The organism is Flavobacterium branchiophilum NBRC 15030 = ATCC 35035 (assembly GCF_002217205.1).
In the GTDB taxonomy this organism is placed as follows: domain Bacteria; phylum Bacteroidota; class Bacteroidia; order Flavobacteriales; family Flavobacteriaceae; genus Flavobacterium; species Flavobacterium branchiophilum.
On the sequence record NZ_MUGT01000006.1, the window covers coordinates 14,675 to 40,178 of the forward strand.

Annotated in this window: 18 protein-coding genes; 14 read left to right on the plus strand and 4 right to left on the minus strand. The window is 32.2% G+C overall.

Translation table 11 applies throughout. The annotated features are described in order from the left end of the window. Window positions 1–20: 20 nt before the first annotated feature. A complete protein-coding gene (locus tag B0A58_RS00905) occupies window positions 21–944 on the minus strand; it encodes a homoserine kinase (protein ID WP_089079478.1) in 924 nt (307 codons plus the stop codon). Window positions 945–1,275: 331 nt separating this feature from the next. Continuing rightward, the gene (gene thrA / locus B0A58_RS00915; protein ID WP_089079480.1) at window positions 1,276–3,723 is read right to left on the minus strand and encodes a bifunctional aspartate kinase/homoserine dehydrogenase I; all 2,448 of its coding nucleotides are present in this window, start codon (window positions 3,721–3,723) and stop codon (window positions 1,276–1,278) included. Between the two features lie 435 nt (window positions 3,724–4,158). On the opposite strand from thrA, the gene hutH reads away from it, so the two are divergent. After that, window positions 4,159–5,664 (plus strand): histidine ammonia-lyase, encoded by a 1,506-nt coding sequence (gene hutH, locus B0A58_RS00920; protein WP_014084297.1) that lies wholly within the window; start codon window positions 4,159–4,161, stop codon window positions 5,662–5,664. A gap of 333 nt (window positions 5,665–5,997) precedes the next feature. On the opposite strand, the gene B0A58_RS00925 is transcribed toward hutH, so the two are convergent. Together B0A58_RS00925 and B0A58_RS00930 are read right to left on the minus strand one after the other, a co-directional pair. Next, window positions 5,998–6,360 carry a DUF2200 domain-containing protein gene (locus B0A58_RS00925; RefSeq protein ID WP_089079481.1) on the minus strand — a complete coding sequence of 121 codons (363 nt, stop codon included), beginning with the start codon at window positions 6,358–6,360 and terminating at the stop codon, window positions 5,998–6,000. A 156-nt stretch (window positions 6,361–6,516) separates the two neighbouring features. Continuing rightward, window positions 6,517–6,993: a DinB family protein gene (locus B0A58_RS00930; RefSeq protein WP_089079482.1), complete on the minus strand. Its 477-nt coding sequence runs from the start codon at window positions 6,991–6,993 to the stop codon at window positions 6,517–6,519. A 392-nt stretch (window positions 6,994–7,385) separates the two neighbouring features. Between B0A58_RS00930 and B0A58_RS00935 the strand changes: the two genes are divergently transcribed. The 13 genes from B0A58_RS00935 to B0A58_RS01000 all read left to right on the plus strand — a co-directional run bounded on the left by B0A58_RS00935 (window position 7,386) and on the right by B0A58_RS01000 (window position 25,364). Beyond that, complete coding sequence (locus B0A58_RS00935; protein WP_089079483.1) at window positions 7,386–9,620, plus strand: M20/M25/M40 family metallo-hydrolase; 2,235 nt, start codon at window positions 7,386–7,388, stop codon at window positions 9,618–9,620. A gap of 185 nt (window positions 9,621–9,805) precedes the next feature. After that, a complete protein-coding gene (locus tag B0A58_RS00940; protein WP_089079484.1) occupies window positions 9,806–12,346 on the plus strand; it encodes an ATP-dependent Clp protease ATP-binding subunit in 2,541 nt (846 codons plus the stop codon). Between the two features lie 94 nt (window positions 12,347–12,440). Beyond that, on the plus strand, window positions 12,441–13,373 hold the full coding sequence (locus B0A58_RS00945; protein WP_089079485.1) for a peptidylprolyl isomerase: 933 nt from the start codon (window positions 12,441–12,443) through the stop codon (window positions 13,371–13,373). Window positions 13,374–13,840: 467 nt separating this feature from the next. Next, window positions 13,841–16,210, plus strand: a complete 2,370-nt coding sequence (locus B0A58_RS00950; protein WP_089079486.1) for a TonB-dependent receptor — start codon at window positions 13,841–13,843, stop codon at window positions 16,208–16,210. A 93-nt stretch (window positions 16,211–16,303) separates the two neighbouring features. Continuing rightward, a complete protein-coding gene (locus B0A58_RS00955) occupies window positions 16,304–17,137 on the plus strand; it encodes a DUF4249 domain-containing protein (RefSeq protein WP_089079487.1) in 834 nt (277 codons plus the stop codon). 57 nt (window positions 17,138–17,194) lie between these two features. Continuing rightward, entirely contained in the window at window positions 17,195–17,857 is a 663-nt protein-coding gene (locus B0A58_RS00960) for a thiamine diphosphokinase (RefSeq protein ID WP_089079488.1), read from the plus strand. 88 nt (window positions 17,858–17,945) lie between these two features. After that, entirely contained in the window at window positions 17,946–18,941 is a 996-nt protein-coding gene (locus tag B0A58_RS00965; protein ID WP_089079489.1) for a DHH family phosphoesterase, read from the plus strand. A 163-nt stretch (window positions 18,942–19,104) separates the two neighbouring features. Then, window positions 19,105–19,644: a gliding motility-associated peptidyl-prolyl isomerase GldI gene (gene gldI, locus B0A58_RS00970; protein WP_089079490.1), complete on the plus strand. Its 540-nt coding sequence runs from the start codon at window positions 19,105–19,107 to the stop codon at window positions 19,642–19,644. A 52-nt stretch (window positions 19,645–19,696) separates the two neighbouring features. Beyond that, complete coding sequence (locus B0A58_RS00975) at window positions 19,697–20,773, plus strand: peptidylprolyl isomerase (protein WP_089079491.1); 1,077 nt, start codon at window positions 19,697–19,699, stop codon at window positions 20,771–20,773. Window positions 20,774–20,841: 68 nt separating this feature from the next. Next, window positions 20,842–22,065 (plus strand): peptidylprolyl isomerase, encoded by a 1,224-nt coding sequence (locus B0A58_RS00980; RefSeq protein ID WP_089079492.1) that lies wholly within the window; start codon window positions 20,842–20,844, stop codon window positions 22,063–22,065. A gap of 611 nt (window positions 22,066–22,676) precedes the next feature. Next, window positions 22,677–23,468 (plus strand): hypothetical protein, encoded by a 792-nt coding sequence (locus B0A58_RS00985; protein ID WP_089079493.1) that lies wholly within the window; start codon window positions 22,677–22,679, stop codon window positions 23,466–23,468. Between the two features lie 329 nt (window positions 23,469–23,797). Beyond that, window positions 23,798–24,946, plus strand: coding sequence for an AAA family ATPase (locus B0A58_RS00995; protein ID WP_243389424.1), 1,149 nt, complete (start codon window positions 23,798–23,800; stop codon window positions 24,944–24,946). Continuing rightward, a complete protein-coding gene (locus tag B0A58_RS01000) occupies window positions 24,939–25,364 on the plus strand; it encodes a hypothetical protein (RefSeq protein WP_089079496.1) in 426 nt (141 codons plus the stop codon). Before B0A58_RS00995 ends, B0A58_RS01000 begins: the two co-directional genes overlap by 8 nt. Window positions 25,365–25,504 lie beyond the last annotated feature (140 nt).

Sequence of the window (25,504 nt, forward strand, 5' to 3'; positions counted from 1 at the left end):
ATAATTTGTGTTAGTTGTGTTTATTCAATTATAGTAACGCCTGCCGCATTGATTTTGGATACATGAATTTCAAACGGAATGGTAGTTTTTTCAAAAATTGTTTGCATGCCATAGGCTACTTTTTGAGCCGTGTCAAATCCTTTGCTTAAGGCAAAAATTGAGGGGCCAGAGCCAGAAATACCAGCTCCTAAAGCTCCGTTATCGAGAGATAATTTTTTAACCTCTTCAAAATTTGGAATAAATTTACCTCTCAACGGTTCTACTACAACATCGTGTAATGAACGGCTAATGAGTTCATAATCAGAGGTGTACAATCCAGCAATTAATCCTCCAACATTGCCCCATTGTGTAATGGCACTTTTTAAGGAAATCATGGGTTGTAATACGGCCCTCATTTCAGAGGTTTTTAATTCTATTTGAGGATGGATGACCGTAGCCCATAACTCATTTGGACTATCTATCCGAATGACATCTAGTGGGTTATAACCCCGAACAAGGGTAAATCCACCCAAAACACATGGTGCAACATTATCGGCATGTTCGCTACCACTAGCCACTGCCTCGCCTTTCATTCCAAAATCTACCAATTGGTGTTTGGTAAACGGCCTACCCAAAAGTTCATTTATTCCAAAAACGGCTCCTGCTGCACTAGCAGAGCTACTTCCAATACCGCTTCCTGCTTTTATTTTTTTATAAATTTCAATTTCAAAACCAAAAGCTACATCTACGGCATTATAGATAGCCAATGCTGCTACTCCAGCCACATTTTTTTCTGTTTCTAGTGGCAATTGTGCCCCTTCTATTTTTGAAATTTTAATGCCCTTTGCTGTGGTTTTTCGGATAACCATTTCGTCGCCAATGTTTTCTAAACAAAGTCCTAATACATCAAACCCACATGATAAATTGGCTATGGTAGCAGGGCAAAATATTTTTATTTCATTCATAATGGAATATATTTTATAGCATGTTATATTATTATTTTATTTTTAAATCCTTCATTAATAATGTATTATACTTTATAATTACATTAATTATGTTGCATTTATAAATAAAATACCATACTAATTGATTGATATAACGATTTTCTATTTCATAAATTAGGAATAGAAAACCATTATTTTTTACTTACATATTTTTATTCTGCAAAAAAAAACAAATTTTTTCAAAAAACACAATATTATATTTAAAATTAATTTGTAATTTTTCTTACGTAAAATATTGTGTTTTTGGATGTTAATTTTTTCTAATATACTATTTTTACAATTTTTTATTACCTTATCTATTACCAATTCTAATGACATCTGCAAATATTCCAGATGCCGTAACGGCTGCCCCAGCTCCAGCTCCTTTTATCAACAAAGGTTGTTCGACATAACGGTCTGTAAAAAATAACACAATATTGTCTTTGCCTTCCAAATTATAAAATGGATGATCTGAAGGTATTAATTGTAATCCGACATTTGCTTTTCCGTTTTCAAATTGGGCTACATACTTTAATCGACAGTTTTTTGAAACAGCATTTTTATAAATATTTTGAAAATGCTCGTTATTTTTTATTAATGTTTCAAAAAATTGTTCATTTGAGGTAGTTGCTAAACATTCTTGTGGAATAAACGATTCGTTTGCAATGTCTTCAATTTCCATTTGATAACCACTTTCTCTAATTAAAATTAGAATTTTTCGGGCCACATCTACTCCGCTCAAATCAATTTTTGGATCGGGCTCTGTAAAACCCTGAACACCAGCTTCTTTTACAACTTCATGAAATGGGTTATTCTCATTAAAATGATTAAAGATAAAATTCAAACTTCCCGACAATACTGCCTGAATCTTGTGTACTTTATCGCCCGAAGCTATCAAGTTTTTTAGTGTATCTATTATTGGTAAACCTGCACCCACATTGGTTTCAAACAAAAATGGGGCATTAAATTTTCGAGACAATGTTTTGAGTTCGTTGTAGTTTTGATATTGAGACGAACAAGCAATTTTATTGCAAGTAACTACAGCAATATTTTTTTTCAAATAATCCTTATAGGTTTGAGCTATGGCAGCATTGGCAGTAATGTCCACAAAAATACTGTTTCTAAAGTTCAAGTTTTTTACTCGTTCAATAAATACTTCTTGATTTGCTATTTCGCCTTTTTGTAAACTATTTTGCCAATCTTTTAAAGCAATACCTTCTTCGTCAAAAAGCATTTTTCGAGAATTTGACAAGGCAATAACTCTCAAATTAATTCTAAGATTTTCTTTTAAAAATTTCTTTTGTTGTCTTATTTGTTCTATAAATTTTTCACCAACATTGCCAACTCCCATCACAAAAAGGTTTAATTGTTTGGCATTATCTTCAAAAAAAGTTTCATGGATTGCGTTTAGTGCTTTTTTTACATCTTTTTCCTCAATTACAACAGAGATATTTCTTTCAGAAGCTCCTTGTGCAATGGCTCTAATGTTTACATTATTTTTGCCAAGAGTGCTAAACATTTTGCCACTAATACCTTGATGGTTTTTCATGTTTTCGCCAACAAGTGCCATGATACATAAATTTTGTTCTACCAAACAAGGGTTGATTTTATGTTGGTTGATTTCAATTTCAAAGGCTTTATTGATGGCTATTTCGGCTTTTTGAGCATCATTATTTAAAATTCCAATACAAATAGAATGTTCTGAAGACGCTTGAGTAATAAAAATGACATTTACATTTTCATGGGACAAAACTTCAAATAAACGTTTAGACGAGCCAGAAACTCCAATCATTCCTGGGCCTTCCAAAGTTAATAAACTGATGCCATCTATGTGCGAAATTCCTTTAATTGGATTTTCATTTTCTGCAGCTTTCAAAGTAATTAATGTTCCAGCAGCTTCTGGATCGAAAGTGTTTTTAATCCAAATTGGAATGTTTTTTTTCAAAACAGGCTGAATAGTTGGCGGATACAAGACTTTGGCCCCAAAATGTGATAATTCCATAGCTTCTTGATAGGAAATGGTATCGATGGGTTTGGCTTGCTTGACTATTTTTGGATTGGCAGTAAACATACCATTTACATCTGTCCAAATTTCTAATTCAGCAGCATGTATGGCACCCGCTATGATGGCTGCGGTATAATCTGAACCTCCTCTGCCTAAAGTTGTTGCAAATCCATCTACAGACGAGGCAATAAAACCGGGCATTAAAGTAATGTTAGCATTTGATTCCTTAAAATAGGATGCTATTAATGGATTTGTAATGTCAAAATCAACGGCTGCTTTACCAAAATGGTTGTTGGTTTTTATAAGCTCGCGACTGTCTTTGAAAGTGGCATTATTTTGACGTTGTTGTAATGATTTTGCAATGATTTGAGATGAAAATAATTCGCCAAATCCTAAAATTGTATCCGCTGTTTTAGCAGATAATTCACCAAGGAGGTAACAACCGTCTAAAAGGGTTTTAAGATGTGATATGTTATTTTGAATGAGCTCTAATAGCGCTTGTTGTGCCTCTTTGTCAATCAAATTCAAAATGGCTTCTTGGTGTTTTTGTAAAATTTGTTCTACAATTTTTTCGTAATCTTTATTATTAGCAGAGGCCAATTGTGCCGATTGTACTAACAAGTCTGTAACACCACTTAAAGCAGAAACTACTACGACCAATCGGTCATTTTCCGATTTTTTTTCTACAATATCAAGGGCTAAATTTATATTTGTTGCGTTTGCTACGGATGTACCGCCAAATTTTAAAACTTTCATTTTATTTTTTTATATAAAGGATTTATTAAGTATATCATACTGTCGAATTGATTTTTTCGTTTGTTGAAAAAATACATAAAATGGATTATATGATGAATTTATACCCCTAATGGGGTAATAATAATTGTTGTAGCAATAATGGCAACCAAAATAGTGGCTGCATTATAAGAAGTAAAAAAGTTGCTACAAAAGTTCATTTCTAGGATATCAAAATTGATGAAGCAAAAATAGGGTTTAATTTTTGTTTTCAAAAACTTTCACTTTACTTTTGCGAATATATTAAAATTGATTGGTTATAAAGTAGTTATTTTAAGTTTATGTAAATTTAACTCCTTAATAAATATAGAAATCGAAAATATTTTTAAATATAATTAACATATTATTTGTTTATTTGGATAGATTTATGGAATTTTGGACTTTAATTCAATCAAAAAAATGGACAACACACATTATATTTCATCCGAAATACTAACGCTTCAAACAATTCAGGATCTGGTATTGGAATCAAAAAAAATAGCATTGTCTGAAGAGGCCGCTTTTCAAATAAAAAAGTGTAGAACCTACTTGGACGAAAAAATGGCTCAAAATACAGCCCCAATTTATGGGATCAACACGGGTTTTGGTTCGTTGTGTAATGTGAAAATTTCAGAAGAAAATTTAACAAAATTACAAGAAAATTTAGTTAAATCACATGCTTGTGGCACGGGAGATCCTGTTCCAACTGAAATTGTTAAAATCATGTTGTTTTTAAAAATTCAATCCTTAAGTTATGGACATTCGGGGGTGCAGCTTCAAACCGTTGAAAGATTAATTGATTTTTATAATCATGATATTTTGCCCGTAATTTATACCCTTGGTTCACTTGGTGCCTCTGGCGATTTGGCTCCTTTGGCTCATTTAGCATTACCACTTTTGGGCGAAGGCGAAGTGGTTTTTCAAGGTCAAAAAACACCAGCTGCCACGGTGTTGCATCATTTTGGTTGGCAACCTATTGTTTTGCAATCAAAAGAAGGGTTGGCTTTGTTAAACGGGACCCAATTTATGAGTGCTTATGGTATATATTTAACTTTAAAGTCAATAAAAATGGCTTATTTGGCCGATTTGATTGGCACGATTTCCCTTGAAGCTTTTGACGGACGAATAGACCCTTTCAATGAATTGATCCATTTGGTTAGGCCACATAAAGGACAAATTGTTACGGCAAACCGTATCCTTGCATTTTTAGAAGGAAGTGAGATAATTGCTCAAGAGAAAAATCATGTCCAAGATCCATATTCTTTTAGATGTATGCCCCAAGTACATGGAGCTTCAAAAGATGTAGTTGATTATTGTAAGAAAGTTTTTAAAACGGAGATTAACGCTGTTACAGACAATCCAAACATTTTTGTCGATCAGGATCAAATTATTTCAGGAGGCAATTTTCATGGACAACCATTGGCTTTAGCACTTGATTTTTTGGCTATTGCATTGTCTGAATTAGGAAGTATTTCTGAAAGACGAATATTTCAATTAGTGTCTGGATTAAGAGGTTTGCCTTCTTTTCTTGTAAGTAATCCTGGATTAAATTCAGGGTTTATGATTCCGCAATATACCGCTGCAAGCATTGCAAGTCAAAACAAACAATTGGCAACTCCAGCCAGTATAGACAGTATTGTATCGTCAAACGGGCAGGAAGACCACGTGAGTATGGGGGCAAATGCTGCCACCAAGGCTTTCAAAATCATGCAAAATTTAGAACGAATTTTAGCCATCGAATTGATGAACGCTTCTCAGGCTCTGACTTTTAGACACCCTTTAAAATCGTCTGGTTTTATTGAAATGTTTGTAAAATCATTTAGAGAAGTTGTGCCAATTGTTGAGCAAGATAGGATATTGCATTATGATATTGAAAATGCAATAGCTTTTTTGAATAGTTTTCAAATAGATGATTTGGATTTGTAAAATGGAAATTTTTTAAGAAAATTTACACATAAAAAACGCACTCGATTACGTTATGGTATCGAAAAGGACATTGCTATATGTATATGTAAGTTTATTTTAATTAAAATTAATGTAAGTATTTACGTGATTAATTTCTATTATAACATTGCAAACGGAAACTATATCTATAGAGGCCATATCAAAATATTAAAACGGGAATAAAGTGCTATTGGCATCGAAAGTGGAACTTTGGATGTCCTGTAGGAAGCAATTTATTTTGTCAAATATTTTAAAATATAATTTATAATGTTTTTATTAAATACAATAATTATTTATTAATTTAAAAATAAAACACTATTTTCTTAATATTTTATCCAATGATTTTCCTTTGGCTAATTCATCAACAAGTTTATCTAAATACCGAACTTTTTGAACTAATGGGCTTGCAATGTCTTCTATTTTATAGCCACAAATAACCCCTTTGATAAGTTTTGCATTTGGATTTAGCACTGCATGATCAAAAAAAGTTTCAAAATTAATGTTGTTTTTTACGTGCTGTTGTATGCTATTTTCATCAAAACCAGTAAGCCAAGTAATGATGTGGTCCAAGTCTTTTTTGGTTTGGTTTTTCTTTTCAATTTTTGCTACATATAGCGGATAAACTTTTGCAAATGTCATTTTTGCTATGCGTTCTTCTTGTTTTTTTAAATCAACCATATTTTTTTATTTAATATATTTCTAATGTATTAATAAATTTTAGATCACTTTTATGGTGAAAATATAAAAATTTATTTTAGTCTAAATCATATCTAAAGTGATAAATTATTAACTAATAATGATAAAAAAATTAAGTTTTTTCATCATATTAAGCTGTTACTTATTGTTTTTTTGTAATAATTTGTTAATCAAAACAATTTGGCCTAAATGATAATAACTATGCTCTATAACCCCTTCAATATTTCGGATCATACTTCCATATTGATCGTCAAAAAATGGTTGTTCAAATACACTTTCATCTAAATTTTCAACTAAAACGGAAAATTTTTCGGCATGATCTAAAAATATTCTTATCATATTATTCCAATCAGCATCAGATTGTATGGGCGGACAATCAAAACTAAAAGCATCGCTGATTTCAATTTTTCCGCTGTCAAATGCATTTAACAATCCTTCTAAATAATAATTAATATGAAATATTAATGCCGCAATGGTATTGAAATTGTCTAATTTTTGTGTTGCCTGTTGCCAATTGGTATGTTCCAATTGCGATTTAAAATTGGTATTGGCTATCCAATGTCCGTCTAAATAAACCGCTCGAAGTCGATCTGATAAATAGGTACTTAATTTCATCTTTTTTGTATAAATTATATTATAAATAAATAAATTTATGGTTTAATTATTTAATTTTTTGTATTGTAAATTATTAACATAATGTTGTTTTTTACTTTTTTAAACACATATTATTCAAATTATTTGGTATGAAAAATATATTTAATTAATAAATTGATATTTTTTTTAAACAAAATTACAAATAATGTCTTAATTAAAAAAAAGGATAGGGTCTTTTGAAATCATGCTAAAGATTAAAAAAAGCGTCTATACAGGAAAAAAATAAAAATTTTATTTTAAATGTCCTTTGCTATTGAATTATTTGTTTTAAAAAATTGAAATATTATATAATTTTTAATAATTTTGCAATATACCCACCGAGGTCTTGTATTTTGAATTAAAATTTATAAACTATGAACTTTAAAAAAATAGTATTTGTATGTATTTTATTAATATTAAATTTTATTAATATTTCTTATTCACAAGAAAAGAATTTAAAAAATATCAAAAAACTTACTTTTGGTGGCGATAATGCAGAAGCGTATTTTAGCCCGGATAGTCAAAAACTAACCCTACAAGTTACCAATACTACAATTGGAGCTGTTTGTGATCAAATTTATTTACTGGATTTACAACAAAAAAACCTTAATACCAATAGTTTGCAACGCATTTCAAACGGCAAAGGAAGGACTACTTGTTCTTATTTTATGCCCGATGGCAAACATATATTATATGCTTCTACCCACGGAGTTTCAGAGCAATGTCCTGCACCACCAAAGGCTAAAGATGGTAAATACCTTTGGGCTGTATATCCTGAATTTGATATTTATATTGCTGATTTACAAGGAAATATAGTTAAACAATTGACCAACTCTCCAGGATATGATGCGGAAGCTGTGGTGTCGCCCGATGGAAAAAAAATAGCATTTACAAGCATTAGAAGTGGTGATTTGGAATTATGGACCATGAATATTGATGGATCAAATTTAAAACAAATCACAAACGGTTTAGGATACGATGGAGGCAGTTTTTTTTCGCATGATAGTAAAAAACTCGTTTTTAGATCATCAAGACCCAAAACAACCCAAGAAATAGAAGAGTATAAATCGTTGTTGAGCGAAAATGTAGTAGCACCTACAGAAATGGAAATTTATACTTGTAATGTTGATGGCTCTGATTTGAAGCAAATTACACATTTAGGCAAAGCCAATTGGGCTCCATTTTTTCATCCATCAGACAAAAAAATAATATTTTCTTCCAACCATCATGCCACAAGAGGTTATGATTTTCAGTTGTATATGATAGACACAAATGGCGAAAATTTAAAACAAATTACTTTTGAAAGCGAGTTTAATGCCTTTCCTATGTTTTCGCCCGATGGTAAAAAGTTGGTATTTTCGAGCAATAGACAACAAGACAAACCCAGAGAAACCAACGTTTTTATTGCAGATTGGGTAGAAACAGACGTTATGGAACAAGTAAATAGCACAAATGTAAAATCACACATCAGTTATTTAGCTTCCGACGCCTTGAAGGGAAGATTGACGGGGTCGAAGGAAGAAGCAATTGCGGCACAATATTTAGCAAAAGAGTTTAAAAAAATAGGTTTAAAACCATTGAAAGACAAGTCTTATAGTCAAAAATTTCATTATAAGTTCAATACAAATCCACACGACACATCAGTATCAAATGGTCAAGAAATTATAGGACAAAATGTCATAGGCTATTTAGACAATCATGCCTCCAAAACAATTATCATTGGAGCACATTATGATCATTTAGGTTTAAATGAACACCATCATTCTACCAAAGCCAATTCAGAAGGCGAAATTCACAACGGGGCAGATGACAATGCGTCTGGAGTAGCTGGAGTTTTGGAATTGGCCAGAATACTAGCTTCCAATGCTACTCAAGAACAAGCCAATTTTGTATTTGTTTTATTTTCTGGAGAAGAAGACGGGTTGATGGGTTCTAAACATTTTGCGGAACAAGTTAAAAATAATTATCCAAATTGTGTTTCGATGCTTAATTTGGACATGATTGGAAGGCTTAATGCTAAAAAAGAACTTACAATTGGAGGAACGGGTACTAGTCCTTTGTATAAAAGTATAATCGAAAAAAATAAACCAGCGGGATTTCATATCACTTTAGACGAAAGCGGCGTAGGGCCATCAGATCATACCTCTTTTTATCTGAAGGATATTCCAGTTTTATTTTTCTTTACGGGTACTCATGAAGACTATCACAAGCCAAGTGACGACGAAGACAAAATCAATTATTTTGGGGTATCGACTATTATCGACTATGTTTTTAGAATTTCGGATATGTTAGCAAATACACCTGAAATTCCATTTACTAAAACGAAATTAAATGCAGGAAAAACAACCGCAAAATATAAAGTAACACTAGGCGTTATGCCAGATTATACAGACCATGGCGATGGACTTCATATAGACGGGGTTACAGATGGCAGACCTGCCCAATTGGCAGGTATTTTGACTGGAGATGTCATTACAAAAATAGGTACTTGCGAAATAAAAGAAGTATATAGTTATATGGAATGTTTGGCATTATATAATGCAGGAGATGAAGTAAGTGTTACTGTTAAAAGAGGTATAGAAATAAAAACTTTTCTTGTAAAATTTTAATTTAATTAAGTTTTTTTTAAATTAAAATAGCATACACAATTTTATTAATCAAACAGTTTTTAGTAATACAAATTTGGGAAAATTCAAAATATTAAAAGATAGAAAGCAAAAGCATGTTTGAATAAGGAATGGTTTTTGTATATTTGTCTTAAATTAAATCAAATCACATCAAGAAATAAATTATCATGGATGAAAACTTTTCGCCTAGAGTAAAAGACGTTATTGAAATTAGTCAAAGTGAAGCTTTACGCTTGCGTCATGATTTTGTTGGAACAGAACATTTCATGCTTGGAATATTGCATATTGGAGCAGGAAAAGCGGTTGAAATTTTAAAAAATTTAGATGTTGATTTAGAAATTTTAAAACATAAGTTTGAAATTTTAAGTCCGGCAAATCCAATTTTTGAAACAAATTTGAATAAAAAATTACACTTAACCCGCCAGGCCGAGCGTGCTTTGAAAACTACCTATTTAGAAGCAAAAGTTTTTCAGAGTTCATCCATCAATACAGCCCATTTATTGTTATGTATTTTAAGAAATGATGGAGATGCCACCACAAAATTACTCAATCGAATGAATATCGATTATGATGCAGCAAAAGAACAATATATCAATATGACCCCAAAACAAGAAGAATTTTTAGAAAATTTACCTCAAAATGATGCTTTTGGCGACAACATTGGAAACGATGACAACAGCCGTGAAGCTAATTTTAATAATCCAGTATCTAGAACCAATAAAAAATCGAAAACCCCTGTTTTAGATAATTTTGGAAGAGATTTAACCGAAATGGCAGAAGATGGCAAATTAGACCCAGTTGTTGGTCGTGAAAAAGAAATCGAAAGAGTGTCTCAAATTTTAAGCCGTCGTAAAAAAAACAACCCGTTATTGATTGGTGAACCTGGAGTAGGTAAATCTGCAATTGCCGAAGGTTTGGCATTGCGAATTATTCAAAAAAAGGTATCTCGAATTTTGTTCAACAAGCGTGTAGTAACACTAGATTTGGCAACACTTGTAGCAGGAACAAAATACCGAGGCCAATTTGAAGAGCGTATGAAAGCAGTAATGAACGAACTTGAAAAAAATGATGATATTATTTTGTTTATAGACGAAATTCATACCATTGTTGGAGCTGGTGGAGCCGCAGGATCATTGGATGCTTCTAATATGTTTAAACCTGCTTTGGCTCGTGGCGAAATTCAATGTATTGGTGCTACTACCCTTGATGAATACCGACAATATATTGAAAAAGATGGTGCTTTGGAAAGACGTTTTCAAAAAGTAATTGTAGAACCTACAACTGTGCCAGAAACGATTACAATATTGAACAACATCAAAAACAAATACGAAGACCACCACAATGTAACTTATACGTCTGAAGCTATCGAAGCATGTGTAAAATTAACAGACCGTTATATGTCTGAAAGGTTTTTGCCAGACAAAGCGATTGATGCACTAGACGAGGCAGGATCGAGAGTGCACATAACAAACATAGAAGTGCCAAAACAAATAATTGATTTTGAACGTCAATTAGAAGACATCAAGGTATTGAAAAATGAAGTCGTGAAAAAACAGAAGTATGAAGAAGCAGCACGATTGAGAGACGACGAAAAAAGAATTGAAAAAGAATTGGCTATTGCTCAAGAACAATGGGAAACGGATGCCAAAAATAATAAAATTGTAGTTACAGAAGATAATGTAGCAGATGTAGTATCCATGATGACAGGTATTCCTGTAAACAGAATAGCCCAAACAGAAAGTAACAAATTAGCCAAATTACCAGAACTCATACAAGGTAAGGTAATTGGACAGGATGATGCTGTCATGAAAATTGCACGGTCTATTCAACGCAATAGAGCAGGACTTAAAGACCCAAACAAACCCATTGGATCGTTCATCTTTTTAGGACAAACAGGTGTTGGAAAAACACAATTGGCCAAAGTGATTGCCCGTGAATTATTTGATGCAGACGATGCTTTAATCAGAATCGATATGAGCGAATATATGGAAAAATTTGCCATCTCTCGATTAATTGGTGCTCCTCCAGGCTATGTTGGCTATGAAGAAGGTGGTCAATTGACAGAAAAAGTGAGAAGAAAACCATATTGTGTAGTACTTTTGGACGAAATTGAAAAAGCCCATCCAGATGTGTTTAATATGATGCTCCAAGTACTCGATGATGGATATTTGACCGACAGTTTAGGGCGAAAAATTGATTTTAGAAATACCATTATTATCATGACTTCTAATATTGGTGCCAGACAATTGAAAGATTTTGGACAAGGCGTTGGTTTTGGTACGGCAGCCAAAATTTCACAAGCCGATGACAATTCTAAAAGCATCATAGAAAATGCACTAAAAAAAGCATTTGCACCTGAATTTTTAAATAGAATAGACGATGTCATTGTTTTTAACGCATTGGAAAAACATGATATAGATAAAATAATAGATATTGAATTGTCCAAATTATATGCTCGAATCAAAGATTTAGGCTATCAATTAACGCTGTCTGACAAAGCCAAGTCCTATATTGCCGAAAAAGGTTTTGACAAACAGTTTGGGGCCAGACCGCTTAAAAGAGCCATTCAAAAATATGTAGAAGACGCATTAGCTGAAGAAATCATTACCTCAAAAATAGACAGTGGCGACGACATTTTTATGGATTTAGACGAAGCCAATCAAACTTTGTTTGTTCAGGTACAAAAAGCAGAAGAACCTACTAATTAGTAGGTTTTTTGCTCAATAATCTTTACATAAATTTTTATTTTCATATTTATAATACTAAATTTGCCTTTTTAAAAAAAACAATAAACAATTAGCAATGGAAAACGGAATATATGCTAAATTCAACACTTCAAAAGGAAGTATTTTAGTAAAACTTACACATGATCTAACACCAGGAACAGTAGGCAATTTTGTTGCTTTGGCCGAAGGTAATTTAGAAAATAGCATCAAACCACAAGGTACAAAATATTATGATGGATTGAAATTTCATAGAGTCATTCCTGATTTTATGATTCAAGGCGGATGCCCTCAAGGTACTGGAACAGGCGGTCCTGGATACAAATTTGATGACGAATTTCATCTTACTTTGAAACACGATCAACCAGGTGTTTTGTCTATGGCAAATGCAGGCCCTGGCACCAATGGGTCTCAATTTTTTATAACCCATGTAGCAACACCTTGGTTAGATAACAAACATACCGTTTTTGGTCATGTAGTTGAAGGTCAGGATATTGTAGATGCAATTGCACAAGGTGATGTGTTGGAACAATTAGAAATTATTCGTCAAGGCGACGATGCCCAAAAGTGGAATGCTGTGGAAGCTTTTAGAGTTTTTGAAGGATCAAGAGCTAAAAGAGAAGCCCAATTGAGAGCAGAGGCTGAGGCTAAAATGGAAAAATTAGCCGCAGGTTTTGAAAAAACAGCAAGTGGTTTACGTTATCAAATGATTCAAAAAGGCTCTGGAAAAAAAGCCGAAAATGGCAAAACGGTTTCTGTTCATTATGCAGGTCAATTAGAAGACGGTAAAGTATTTGACAGTTCATATACTCGCAAAAAACCAATTGAATTTCCGCTGGGACGTGGACATGTTATTGAAGGTTGGGACGAAGGTATTGCCTTGTTGCAAGTTGGCGATAAAGCCCGATTTGTAATTCCTTCTCACCTTGGCTATGGTGCCAATGGAGCAGGGGGGGTAATTCCTCCAAATGCTACCCTTATTTTTGATGTAGAATTAATGGATGTTAAATAATAAATGTTGCTTATAAAACCTAATCATTTCTTGATTAGGTTTTTTTAGCTATATTTTAATTAAACTAACAAATAGCATTAATATTTTTTGAGCGTTGCCACAAGGGTCGGGCTATTCGTTCCAATCAACGTTCATTGAACTCCACAAGAAATGAAATATTGTGAAATAATCTTTTTTGAGGCAGAAAAAGCCTCAAAAAAGGATTTCCATTGCTATCCCTAACGCAAAAACACTGCTATAATGGAACTAACCTTTATCATTATAATAGGAGTGAAGCTTGAAGTCTTATAAATTAATTAACAATACCATTAAATTTTAATGTTGTTTGGTAAAATGAAATAAAGTAATGATTGTACTTAATATTTGTCAATTTTTAAAATTTTGACAAATATTACTGATGTAAATTAATGCTTAACCAAACGACATTGCTATATGAATGTTAAAATATTAAAATCAAATATATATATATGAAATTTATTAAAATAGTATTTTTACTTACGGTAATATTATTTTCATTTGAAGCATTTTCACAAGAAAAATATACCCTAAGTGGTATTGTTGCCGATGCTCAAAATAACGAAACTTTGATTGGTGTAAATGTAGTGGTCAATGCAAAATCTACTGCTGTTACCAACGAATATGGGTTTTACTCGATAACATTGCCCAAAGGAACATACAAAATAAGTATAAGTGCTATTGGCTATCAAACGATAGAGCAACAAATTGAGCTTACTCAAAACATCAAAAAGAATGTTGCATTGTTGCCAAGCGAAGAGGTTTTGAAAGAAGTAGTAGTTGCTGAAAAAACATCCACCAACACTCGAAAACCCGAAATGAGTGTCAATAAACTGACTATTGCAAACATCAAAAAAATGCCCGTGGTTATGGGCGAAGTAGATGTAATCAAATCATTATTGTTTTTGCCTGGTGTAACCAATGCGGGCGAGGGAGCCTCTGGATTTAATGTTAGGGGTGGGGGAGCAGATCAAAATTTAATCCTGCTAGACGAAGCAACCATCTATAATTCATCACATGTTTTTGGATTTTTTTCTGTTTTTAACCCTGATGCCATAAAGGATTTAAAATTGTATAAAGGAGGAATTCCTGCCCGTTTTGGCGGCAGAGCCTCGGCCGTTTTGGATATTTATCAAAAAGATGGCAACAGCAAAAAGTTTGAAATGAATGGAGGTATTGGCCTGATTACCAGTAGATTATTAGCCGAAGGCCCCATAGTAAAAGACAAAGGTTCTTTTTTAATTGGAGGTAGAGCGTCGTATGCACATTTGTTTTTGAAATTAGCAAACAATAAAAATGTAGCCTATTTTTATGATTTGAACACCAAATTAAATTACAAACTCGACAAAAACAACAGTTTGTATTTATCGGGCTACTTTGGTCGTGATGTTTTTTCGTTAAATCAATCATTTACAAATACTTATGGGAATGCTACTTTAAATTTGAGATGGAACCATTTATTTAATGATAAATTATTTTCAAATCTATCATTAATTTATAGTGATTATTATTATGGTTTAATACTAGATTTTATTGGATTCAATTGGGATTCTGGCATCAAAAATGTAAATGTTAAATACGATTTTAAATATTATTTATCAAATAAAACCAAATTTAATTTTGGAGCCAATGCTATTTATTATCATTTTAATCCAGGAACAATTGCTCCATCTGGCAGCAATTCGTTTATTAATTTCAGACAATTAGACAAAAAATACGCATTAGAACCAGCGGTATATTTTGATGCAGAGCAAAAAATCAATTCAAAGTTAGCCATTCAGTATGGATTACGCTATAGTATGTTTTATAGAATTGGTGCTTCCAAAGAAAATATTTACGCAAACGACAATCCTGTATTATATGATGCTAATTTGAAAATTTATCAAAAAGCAACTCCAATTGGTTCACAGGATTTTAGCAACAATCAAATCATGGCTTCTTTTAACAATTTAGAACCCCGATTTGCTGCTGCTTATGAAATCAACGACAACGAATCTGTTAAAGCAAGTTATAATAGAATGGTGCAATACTTACAACTGATTTCCAATACAGCATCGCCAACACCGCTAGATGTTTGGACACCAAGCGACCGTTATATACAGCCGCAACTAGCAGATCAAGTGGCAATTGGGTATTTCAAAAATTTTAAGGACGATGCTTATTCACTTGAGTTAGAAACTTTTTATAAGAAAATTAAAAATAGAATTGATTATATAGATGGTGCCGACTTGGTAGCAAATGAGGCATTAGAACAAGTGATTTTGAATGGTAAAATGCGATCTTATGGTTTGGAATTTTTAATACGAAAAAACACCGGTAAATTAAATGGTTGGTTGGCATATACTATATCAAAATCAGAACAACAAACTCCAGGAAGAACGGCAAGCGAAATAGGAATCAACATCGGCAATTGGTACAAATCAGCTTATGATAAACTGCATAATTTGGCTGTAACAGCTTCGTATAATTGGAACAAGAAATGGACTTTTGGTGCCAATTTTACATTGCAAAGCGGACAACCCGTAACCTATCCAAATGGACAATACCAATTTCAAGGCATTGTAGTGCCTAGTTATGGTGCCAGAAACGAAAATAGATTGCCTGCTTACCACCATTTGGATCTATCGGCTACACTCACTCCAAAATCGGCTAGTGTAAATATATGGAAAAGCGAATGGGTTTTTAGTATTTATAACGTATATGGACGAAAAAATACAGCTTCGATGAGTTTTAATCAAAATAGTGAAACCGGCAATAACGAGGCTGTAAGACTTTCTATTTTTGGAATTGTACCTTCTGTTTCGTATAATTTTAAATTTTAATTATTACTTTAATTATACCTTAAATTAGGATGATAAATATAAAAAAATAAGAATATTTTGTTTTAAATAAAATAATAATAAATATCATTAATTATGAAAAAAATATTTCTAAAAACGAGCATTTTGTTCAGTTTGTTTTGGTTGATTGGATGCCAAGATGTTGTTGATGTCAAATTGGATACTGCCACTCCAAAATTAGTAGTTGATGCTGTTATCAAGTGGCAAAAAGGCACTTCAGGAGCTACTCAAATGATTAAATTATCTACAACAAATGATTATTATAGCAATATTGTCCCTGTAGTTTCGGGAGCTACGGTGTATATAACTACAAGCAATGGAACAACCTTTAACTTTATTGAAACAAATGCTAATACGGGTGTGTATATATGTAATAATTTTGCACCAATTATAAATCAAAATTATCAATTGCATATCCTATATAAAGGCGAAACTTATTCTGCATCAGACAGGTTGATGGCAGCACCAAGTTTTAATACTAATGTAGAACAAATAGAAGTACCGGGATTTGGAGGTACAAATGTTATTCAAGTGAAATGTTTTTTTCAAGACAATCCTCTTGAAAATAATTATTATTTGACGGGCGTCAAACAAGATATTAAAGTAACAACGGATTATAGAGCCATAGACGACAAATTTTTTCAAGGCAATCAAATGTTTCGTTTTTATACCGATAAAGATTTGAAAACAGGCTCCATTTTGCAATACAGTTTGCAAGGTATTTCATTAGAATATTATAATTATATGAATAAATTGATAGAAGTTTCGGGTTCAAGTGGTGGTAGCCCTTTTAGTACACCTCCTGCTACTTTGAGGGGTAATATTACAAATCAAACCAACGAGTCAAACTATCCTTTAGGCTATTTTGCCTTGGGCGAAACTGATAATTTAACCTATACGGTTCAATAAAGTGATTTTTTTTATCAATATTTAACCTTTTTTTAAACTCTGAATTAATATTAATACATGTCCTCACACCACATCATCAAAGACGATCAAGAACCTGCATTAATCATTGCAAATGGGGCTTCGTGTAGTATGGAGTTGTTAGCACAATTATTAGAATGGTCGCCCAAAGTTATTGTGCTAGATGCTGCAATTGAGAGAGTTTTGAGTTTAGGTATAAAAATTGATGTATTATTAGGAGATTTTGATAGAAATTTTGACGCTAATTATTACCAAAATTTACAAGATAATATTACAATAATTTCAACACCTGATCAAAATAAAACCGATTTAGAAAAAGCATTTGACTATTTGATAGCAGCACAATTTACGGCTGTAAATGTGGTTTGGGCAACAGGTAAAAGAGCAGATCATAATTTTACAAATATATCTAATATTGTAAGGTATAGAGAATATCTTAAAATTGTGATTTTGGACGATTATTCCAAAATATTTTTATTGCCCAAACAGTTTAAAAAATGGTATCCCAAAGACAGCATTATTTCATTAATTCCCATTGGAGTTGTAAAAGGAATTCATACACAAAATTTATTTTATTCCCTTCAAGACGACACGCTAATTTTAGGCTATCGGGCAGGAAATAGCAATCATGTAGCATCAGATGGCATCGTAACCATCAGTCATTCCGAAGGAGATTTACTCTTGATGGAATGTACTGATTGATAAAAAGAATGTTAATTTTTTCATACAAATTCAATTCATTGACAAATTCATTCCTTTTCGTATTACATTTGCAAAAAATATTTAACTAATGACAAACAAATTTACAGCCTTACAACAAAAGCTATCAATTCCACAAAAAATAAGTATAATACCACATCGCAACCCAGATGGCGATGCCATGGGATCTACATTGGCCATGTATCATTTTTTAAAAAAATGGGGACACGACGTATATTTGATTGCTCCAAACCGTTTTCCTGATTTTTTAGCCTGGATGCCTGGTGCAGATGCGGTACTGATTTATGAAGAAAACAAAGAATTTACTTCAAATATATTAAATACTTCGGATGTTATATTTACGTTAGATTTTAATGCGTTTCACCGAACGGGCGATATGGAACAGGTTTTGAAAACATTACAAGCCGTTTTTGTAATGATAGACCACCACCAAACACCAGATGACTATGCTGAATTTACATTTTCGGATACCAGTAAAGGTTCTACGTGCGAAATGGTGTATGATTTTATTGTAGGTTTAAATCAAAAACATTTTTTAGATCAAATTATAGCTACATGTATTTATACTGGCATTTTGACAGATTCTGGCGGTTTTAAATTTCCAAAAACTACGGGTCGGACACATCAAATTGTAGCAGAATTGATAGATTTAGGTGCAGACAATACACAAATTCCGGTACTATTATTTGATAACAATTCGTATGATAGACTACAATTATTAGGTAGAGCTTTGCAAAAAATGATTGTTTTGCCAGAGCTAAAAACAGCTTATTTTGTACTTTCACATCAAGATTTGAAAGCCTTTAATTATGTAAAAGGAGATACAGAAGGCATTGTCAATTATGGTTTGTCTATCAAAGGCATACATTTTTCGGCCATTTTTATAGAACAACAAGACGAAAGTTTGATAAAAATTTCATTTAGAAGTCAAGGTAGTTTTGATGTCAATCAATTTGCTCGACAATATTTTGATGGTGGCGGGCACATCAATGCTGCAGGTGGCAAATCGGTACTTCCATTAAACGAAACCATCCAACGATTTATAGCTATTGTTCAAAATATGTAATTTGCCAGATTCATTTTTGTAAATTTCATTTCAAAAGTGTATTTTTGTTCTGTTGAAGTTGAAATCAATAATCAAAAATGGGATTTATAATGTTGTTACACTAGCAAAAAAAGCGTTTAAATGTATGATACAGAATACCCTTTATAAATAAAATAAAAAAAAGATGAGTTTAAAAAAAGTCCTAATTTGTGCCATAACTAGTTGTTTATTTATCAATTGTTCCCAACAGCAGCAGGCCAGAAAACCCGTATCGCAATCGTCTGGAACTTTTATGAAAGAATCCGCAGAACGAAACAAAAAGTTAATTGCTCAAGAAGAAAGTGCCATTGCCCAACTGATAAAAGCCGATACAGCATCTCATTACATAGCCTCTTCAAAAGGGTATTGGTATGCTTATGAAAATCAAAATACAAAGGATACTCTCAAGCCAAAAAGGGGTAATGTTGCTATTTTTGATTATGAAATTAAACAATTGAATGGGGCAGTTATTTATTCTAAAAACGAATTACAAACCCAAAATTATCTTGTGGATAAACAAAATATCATGATGGGACTTCGAGACGGAATCAAATTAATGCACAAAAACGAAACGGTTAAATTTATTTTTCCATCACATATTGCTTTTGGATACCATGGCGATAATCATAAAATTGGTAGTAATCAGCCATTAATTTGTACTGTTACTCTAAATGACATTAAATAATTATCAATTATAAAATTGGAAATACAAAAAAATACAAAAAAAATACAAAAATATGAAAAAAATAGGATTATTATTATGTTTAACAATTGCTTTATTTTCTTGTAAAGAAGAACACAAAAATTTGAAAGATGGACTGTATGCTGAAATCATTACCAGCAAAGGTACCATTTTATTAGACTTGAATTATCAAAAAGCTCCTGTTACCGTGGCAAATTTTGTAACTTTGGCCGAAGGTAAAAACACTTTTGTAAACGGAGATCGCAAGGGAAAACCATTTTTTGATGGACTTTTGTTTCATCGTGTGATTCCTAATTTTATGATACAAGGTGGAGACCCCGATGGCACTGGTGCAGGAGGCACAGGATATAGTTTTAAAGACGAATTTTGTGATTTGAAATTTGATAAAGAAGGTATTTTGGCTATGGCAAACTCTGGACCTGCAACCAATAGTTCACAGTTTTTTATAACTCATGTTCCAACACCTTGGCTCGACAACAAGCATACCATTTTTGGACAAGTAATAGAAAATGGGATGGAAGTTGTAAATAAAATAGTTGCAAATGATGTTATTTCTAGAGTAAGTATTATAAGAGTGGGCGAGTCTGCTAAAAAATTTGATGCAGTAAAAGTTTTTAGTGATTATTTTGCTTCAGAAACCCAATTGAAAAAAAGCAATACCGAAAATGCTAAAATCAGTCAAATAGAAAAAGTAAACTATTTTAAATCCTTAAAAGCAAAAGCCATCAAAACAAGTTCGGGATTATCATATTGTATCATTCAAAAAGGAACAGGCAAAAAACCAAATAATGGAGCAACAGTTTATGTAGATTATGCAGGTTTTTTAGAAGATGGAACCCTTTTTGATACAAGTATGGAAAGTGCCGCAAAAGAAAATGGAAAGTTTGATCAAGGTCGTGCCGATGCCCATCAGTACCTTCCTTTTGAATGTATTGCGGGTAATTATCCATTTATACCTGGATTTAACGAAGGGGTTTCAAAAATGAATTTTGGCGATAAATGGGTCTTATTTATTCCAGCTAATTTAGGCTATGGCGAGGCAGGTGCAGGAAATGTTATTCCTCCAAATGCCAATATTATTTTTGAAGTACAATTAAAAGAAAACAAATAATCCAGCAGATAAGTTGCCCTGAATTTAGGTATATATTAAAATAATAATAACATAAAAAACACCAAAATATGAAAAACAAATTTTTATTAGCCCTATTATTTTTAGGGTTTGCAGGACTACAAGCTCAAAACAAAATCAAACCAGGTCCAAAAAAAGCAGCACCTACACAAGGAGTAGCAAAAAAAGCGGTAATGCCTTCAAAAACAACAAACCAAGGAATTTTTGCAGAAATAGAAACCTCCAAAGGTAAAATAGTAGTTCAACTCGAATTTACAAAAACCCCTATTACAGTTGCCAGTTTTATCTCTTTGGCCGAAGGAAAAAATGAATATGTAACAACACCCAATGTCAAAAACAAACCTTTTTATGATGGATTAAAATTTCATAGAGTCATCAAAGATTTTATGATTCAAGGGGGCGACCCTCTAGGCAATGGCTCTGGTGGACCAGGTTACAGCTTTAAAGACGAAATAACCGATGCCAAATTTGACAAAGCAGGTATTTTGGCCATGGCCAATTCAGGCCCCGCTACAAACGGGTCACAGTTTTTTATTACACACAAAGACACTCCTTGGCTTACGGGCAAACACACCATTTTTGGTTATGTAACCAGCGGACAAAACGTTGTAAATAACATAGCACAAGACGATGTCATCAAAAAAATAACCATCAAACGCAAAGGAATAGCTGCCACCAAATTTGATGCCTCAAAAGTATTTGCCGCTTATTACGCAGGAAAAGCAGAAGAAGACAAAAAACAAGCAGCCATACAAGAAGTAGCCCGAATAAAGAAAGCAGAAGCCGACATGGCCGCCAAAAAATTGTACCTTGAACAATATGGAGCTGTTTTGGCACAAAAAGCCATGGCCTTAAAAGCCATAAAAGCCACTGCAGCTACCTCCGAGTCGGGGCTTCAATATGTAATTAAAAAAGATGCCGCAGCCAAAAAACCAACAACAGGTACCAATGTTTATGTATATTATGCGGGCTATTTAGAAGACGGCACCCTGTTTGACAGTAACTACGAAGCCGTAACCAAAGAGTTTGGCACCTTCGACCAAAACAGAGCCAATCAAAACGGCTACCAACCTTTTCCTTTTCAATATGGCAACAAACAAGGCCTGATATCAGGTTTTATAGAAGCCATTGAGTTGCTCAACTACAACGACAAAGCCACCATTTTTATCCCGTCAAAATTAGCTTATGGCGAAAGAGGAGCAGGAAACATTATTCCGCCAAATTCAAACATCATTTTTGAACTAGAAATAGTTGAAACACCCCCAACAAAATAACCTTACACCAAAATAAAACACAAAACCTTTGTCTATTTTTCAACAAAAAATGACAAAGGTTTTTTTAGTTTGTATCCATCAAGTTAAAAGCCATAAGCTATTTAGTACACTACCACTTTTTTAGGACAGTATCAAACAAACACCAAAACCATTAGGGCATGCCGGCAAAAAAAAGAAAGCCCCCACGCCCCAAACCCTTTAGGCGGGGCTTCCTTTTTTTGCCGTCGGGCTATCACGAGCACATGGTGCCTTGCTCTATCCCTCATGCGGGCAACCTCCAACAGACAGTCTCCACTCACGATTTTTTTTTTAAAACTTCTTACTTTTCATTTTCCCACTTCTAATTTCTTGTTTCTAACTTCTTGCTTCTAACTTCATGTGAACCAAGAGTAACCCTGAACATACAGCAACAAACTGCTGGCACTTTTTTGAAAAAAATATGTTGTAATGATACGTTTGTTTTACGATAATATTTATTCATGTGGCTTTTTTATAAAAAAGTTGCATAGTATTTTTTTTGTTTGTACTTTTGTGAAGTGGATATAGAATGTTAAAAACGCAATAACTTTCGTATATCTACTAGTTAGCGGTAATTTTACAAAAACAGAATTATGGAAAAATTAAAGAATTTTATAGAAAAATACAAATTTTTACTGATTATATTGACTTTTATTTCTACAGTCCTAGTAATAAAAAAAGATTATTTAGAAACAGTAGTATTCAAATCTTCTGTTATGAAAAATGATATAGATATTTACAAAGAAAACTGCAATTTTGATTTTGAATATTTATTGATTGGCTCTCAAAACATTGTATATAGTTTATCAAACAAATTAATAACTGATAAGGATGACAAAGCACTAGAATTGTCAAGTTTAGTTAACAAAAGGTTTATTAAAAATGAAATATATAAAGAATATGTAGAATTTGATGGATTTTTAAATAATCAAAGTGATGTTTCAAACGTTTGTCTTTATCTTCTTAGTATTAAACAAAATGGTACTGTAAAAGCAAGAAATGTTATTGTAGAACTTGATGAAATCCAAACAGAAAAAGGGTTTAATTCAACCAAAACAAGTTTTTTGAACTCATTGCATAAAAGTTCTAAAAAGAAGAAATATATTAATATTGGAGATATGAATAATATAAGTGGTGTATTAATTCCTATTTTTTTTATCTACCAAACTAAAGAAACAGTTGAAAAAGAAATAAATTCAATGAATAATCTAGGTGAAGATTATGGTCTTGATTTTGAGTCATTTGATAAAACTAATAAAACTTTATTATTACCTACAAAAATATTTTTTATAAATGATCTAAATAATGAGAAACAATATTTAAATATTAGAAAAATGTTAGACTATTCACAGTTTGAATTAATAAATATTGCCACTAAAGGTTAAAAAACTGCAACTAACCGCATATTTATGAAATGGCGGGTTTAGTGCTAAATTAAAACTTTGTGCATCAAAGAAAGTGTAGTGCTAAAATGAAACATCGGTTTTCAAAAGCCGCCACTTCATAAATATGCAAAACGTTGGCAGCAAGTGTAAAGCGACAGCAAAAAACCACCAAAATTTTACTAAAAACAAATTGTAAACAATATTTTTTACCATTAAATGGTAAAATTTAAAAATCATTTTGTATCTTTGCACATAATAAAAGACGAAAAATGTTACTATCATTCAAAATAAAAAATTTTTTATCATATAAAGATGAAAATCAATTGCTTATGACCTCAGTAAAGTCGTTTAAGGAATTGAAAAAGGATAATTTATTTAAAGAGAGAGAGTTTGAAATTCTAAAGACAGCGGCAATATATGGCTCAAATGGAGGTGGAAAAAGCAACTTCATAAAAGCTATGGGTACAATGGGTAGTATAATTCATAATTCTTTTGCTGAATCTTTGAAAAAAGAAGAAGATAGAAAACTACCTATTGATTATTATTTTAAACTAAACAACGAAACTATAAACTCTCCAATTGAATTTGAAGTAGTATTTATAAAAAATTCTTTTGTTTATAGATATGGCTTTCAGATAAAAGGTTACGATATTGTCAAAGAGTGGTTGTTTCAAAAAAAAGAAGTTGAAACTAATTTGTTTATGCGTGAACTTAACGAGTTCAAAATAAATAATACTAGTTTTGCAGAAGGAAACGAATACAAGAAAAAAGTTAATCAGAATATTTTATTTATCAGTTATTTAGCTCAAAATAACACAAAAGTTGCATCTGAAATATTTAATTGGTTTAACGATTTATATGTTGTTAATGCAATTGTTAATACGCATTACGAAAAAGTAACTAAAGAACTTTTAAAAAGTGACCCGAAATTTAAAATTTGGTTATCTTACGCTGTTAATTTTTTAAATATTTCTAATGTTGATATTGACAGTCAAAATAACATAATTACTTATCATAACAAATTCGACAATGACAATTTATTAATTGGAACTATACCGTTTGAATTGGAAATGAATGAAAGTGAGGGCACAAAAAAACTCATTTATATTTTAGGTGCTATTTACGATACTTTACAAAATGGTAGGGTTTTATTTGTAGATGAGTTAGATTCAAAATTACATCCAAATTTAACGAAGAAATTAATCAGATTTTTTCACGAATTCAACAAAAAGAATGCACAATTTATTTTTACTTTACACGACTCTAACTTACTTGACAAGGATATATTTAGACGTGACCAAATATGGTTTGTTGATAAAAATAAACTAGGTTCCTCAGAATTGTATTCTCTTTCTGACTTTGATGCAACAGTTGTTAGGAATACTTCTGACTACAGAAAAAAATACCTTGATTTAACTTTTGGAGCGGCTAATTCATTAGATGTTACCAACCAATTAATTGATCTAATGTATGGCTAATCTGAATCGTAAAAGAGGTCATCGTTCTGCAGTTGAACCTAAAAAAATATTAATTTCGTTTTGTTTTTCAAAAATAGACAAAACTCAAGGTCAAACCATTGAAGAATGGGAACAACTTGGTTTATTATCTACTTTCATTGTAAAGTCACAGCAAATTTCTAATATGGAATACCAACAGGCTCTTGCTCAGCAGTTAATAAAGCAATATACAAAAGTTGGGTTTCCAGAAAATTCTGAATTTATAGAACCTAAACACGTTACCCCTACTTATTGGGCAGTTATACATATAACACAAAACAGCAAGGAAGTTGTAGTAGGTTATCTTGATGAAAACAATGTGTTCTATATTATTTTCTTAGACAAGGAACATAAATTTTGGCCAACTGACATTCAAAGTAGAGGAAAAAATAAACGATGATAACACCAGCTGCCAACAAGGTATTTGCAAAAAAGCGGGTTAAGTGCTTTATCAAAGTTCTGTAATTATTTATTAACTTTGTTGCTTAATCGAAGGAAAGTGTATTTTAAACCGCTTCTTCGCAAATACCCAACCGTTAG

What these genes read in the sequence shown, in the direction of transcription:
- B0A58_RS00905 (WP_089079478.1), bottom strand. Translation starts at nt 944, where the DNA reads ATGAATGAAATAAAAATATTTTGCCCTGCTACCATAGCCAATTTATCA.
- thrA (WP_089079480.1), bottom strand. Translation starts at nt 3,723, where the DNA reads ATGAAAGTTTTAAAATTTGGCGGTACATCCGTAGCAAACGCAACAAAT.
- hutH (WP_014084297.1), top strand. Translation starts at nt 4,159, where the DNA reads ATGGACAACACACATTATATTTCATCCGAAATACTAACGCTTCAAACA.
- B0A58_RS00925 (WP_089079481.1), bottom strand. Translation starts at nt 6,360, where the DNA reads ATGGTTGATTTAAAAAAACAAGAAGAACGCATAGCAAAAATGACATTT.
- B0A58_RS00930 (WP_089079482.1), bottom strand. Translation starts at nt 6,993, where the DNA reads ATGAAATTAAGTACCTATTTATCAGATCGACTTCGAGCGGTTTATTTA.
- B0A58_RS00935 (WP_089079483.1), top strand. Translation starts at nt 7,386, where the DNA reads ATGAACTTTAAAAAAATAGTATTTGTATGTATTTTATTAATATTAAAT.
- B0A58_RS00940 (WP_089079484.1), top strand. Translation starts at nt 9,806, where the DNA reads ATGGATGAAAACTTTTCGCCTAGAGTAAAAGACGTTATTGAAATTAGT.
- B0A58_RS00945 (WP_089079485.1), top strand. Translation starts at nt 12,441, where the DNA reads ATGGAAAACGGAATATATGCTAAATTCAACACTTCAAAAGGAAGTATT.
- B0A58_RS00950 (WP_089079486.1), top strand. Translation starts at nt 13,841, where the DNA reads ATGAAATTTATTAAAATAGTATTTTTACTTACGGTAATATTATTTTCA.
- B0A58_RS00955 (WP_089079487.1), top strand. Translation starts at nt 16,304, where the DNA reads ATGAAAAAAATATTTCTAAAAACGAGCATTTTGTTCAGTTTGTTTTGG.
- B0A58_RS00960 (WP_089079488.1), top strand. Translation starts at nt 17,195, where the DNA reads ATGTCCTCACACCACATCATCAAAGACGATCAAGAACCTGCATTAATC.
- B0A58_RS00965 (WP_089079489.1), top strand. Translation starts at nt 17,946, where the DNA reads ATGACAAACAAATTTACAGCCTTACAACAAAAGCTATCAATTCCACAA.
- gldI (WP_089079490.1), top strand. Translation starts at nt 19,105, where the DNA reads ATGAGTTTAAAAAAAGTCCTAATTTGTGCCATAACTAGTTGTTTATTT.
- B0A58_RS00975 (WP_089079491.1), top strand. Translation starts at nt 19,697, where the DNA reads ATGAAAAAAATAGGATTATTATTATGTTTAACAATTGCTTTATTTTCT.
- B0A58_RS00980 (WP_089079492.1), top strand. Translation starts at nt 20,842, where the DNA reads ATGAAAAACAAATTTTTATTAGCCCTATTATTTTTAGGGTTTGCAGGA.
- B0A58_RS00985 (WP_089079493.1), top strand. Translation starts at nt 22,677, where the DNA reads ATGGAAAAATTAAAGAATTTTATAGAAAAATACAAATTTTTACTGATT.
- B0A58_RS00995 (WP_243389424.1), top strand. Translation starts at nt 23,798, where the DNA reads ATGACCTCAGTAAAGTCGTTTAAGGAATTGAAAAAGGATAATTTATTT.
- B0A58_RS01000 (WP_089079496.1), top strand. Translation starts at nt 24,939, where the DNA reads ATGGCTAATCTGAATCGTAAAAGAGGTCATCGTTCTGCAGTTGAACCT.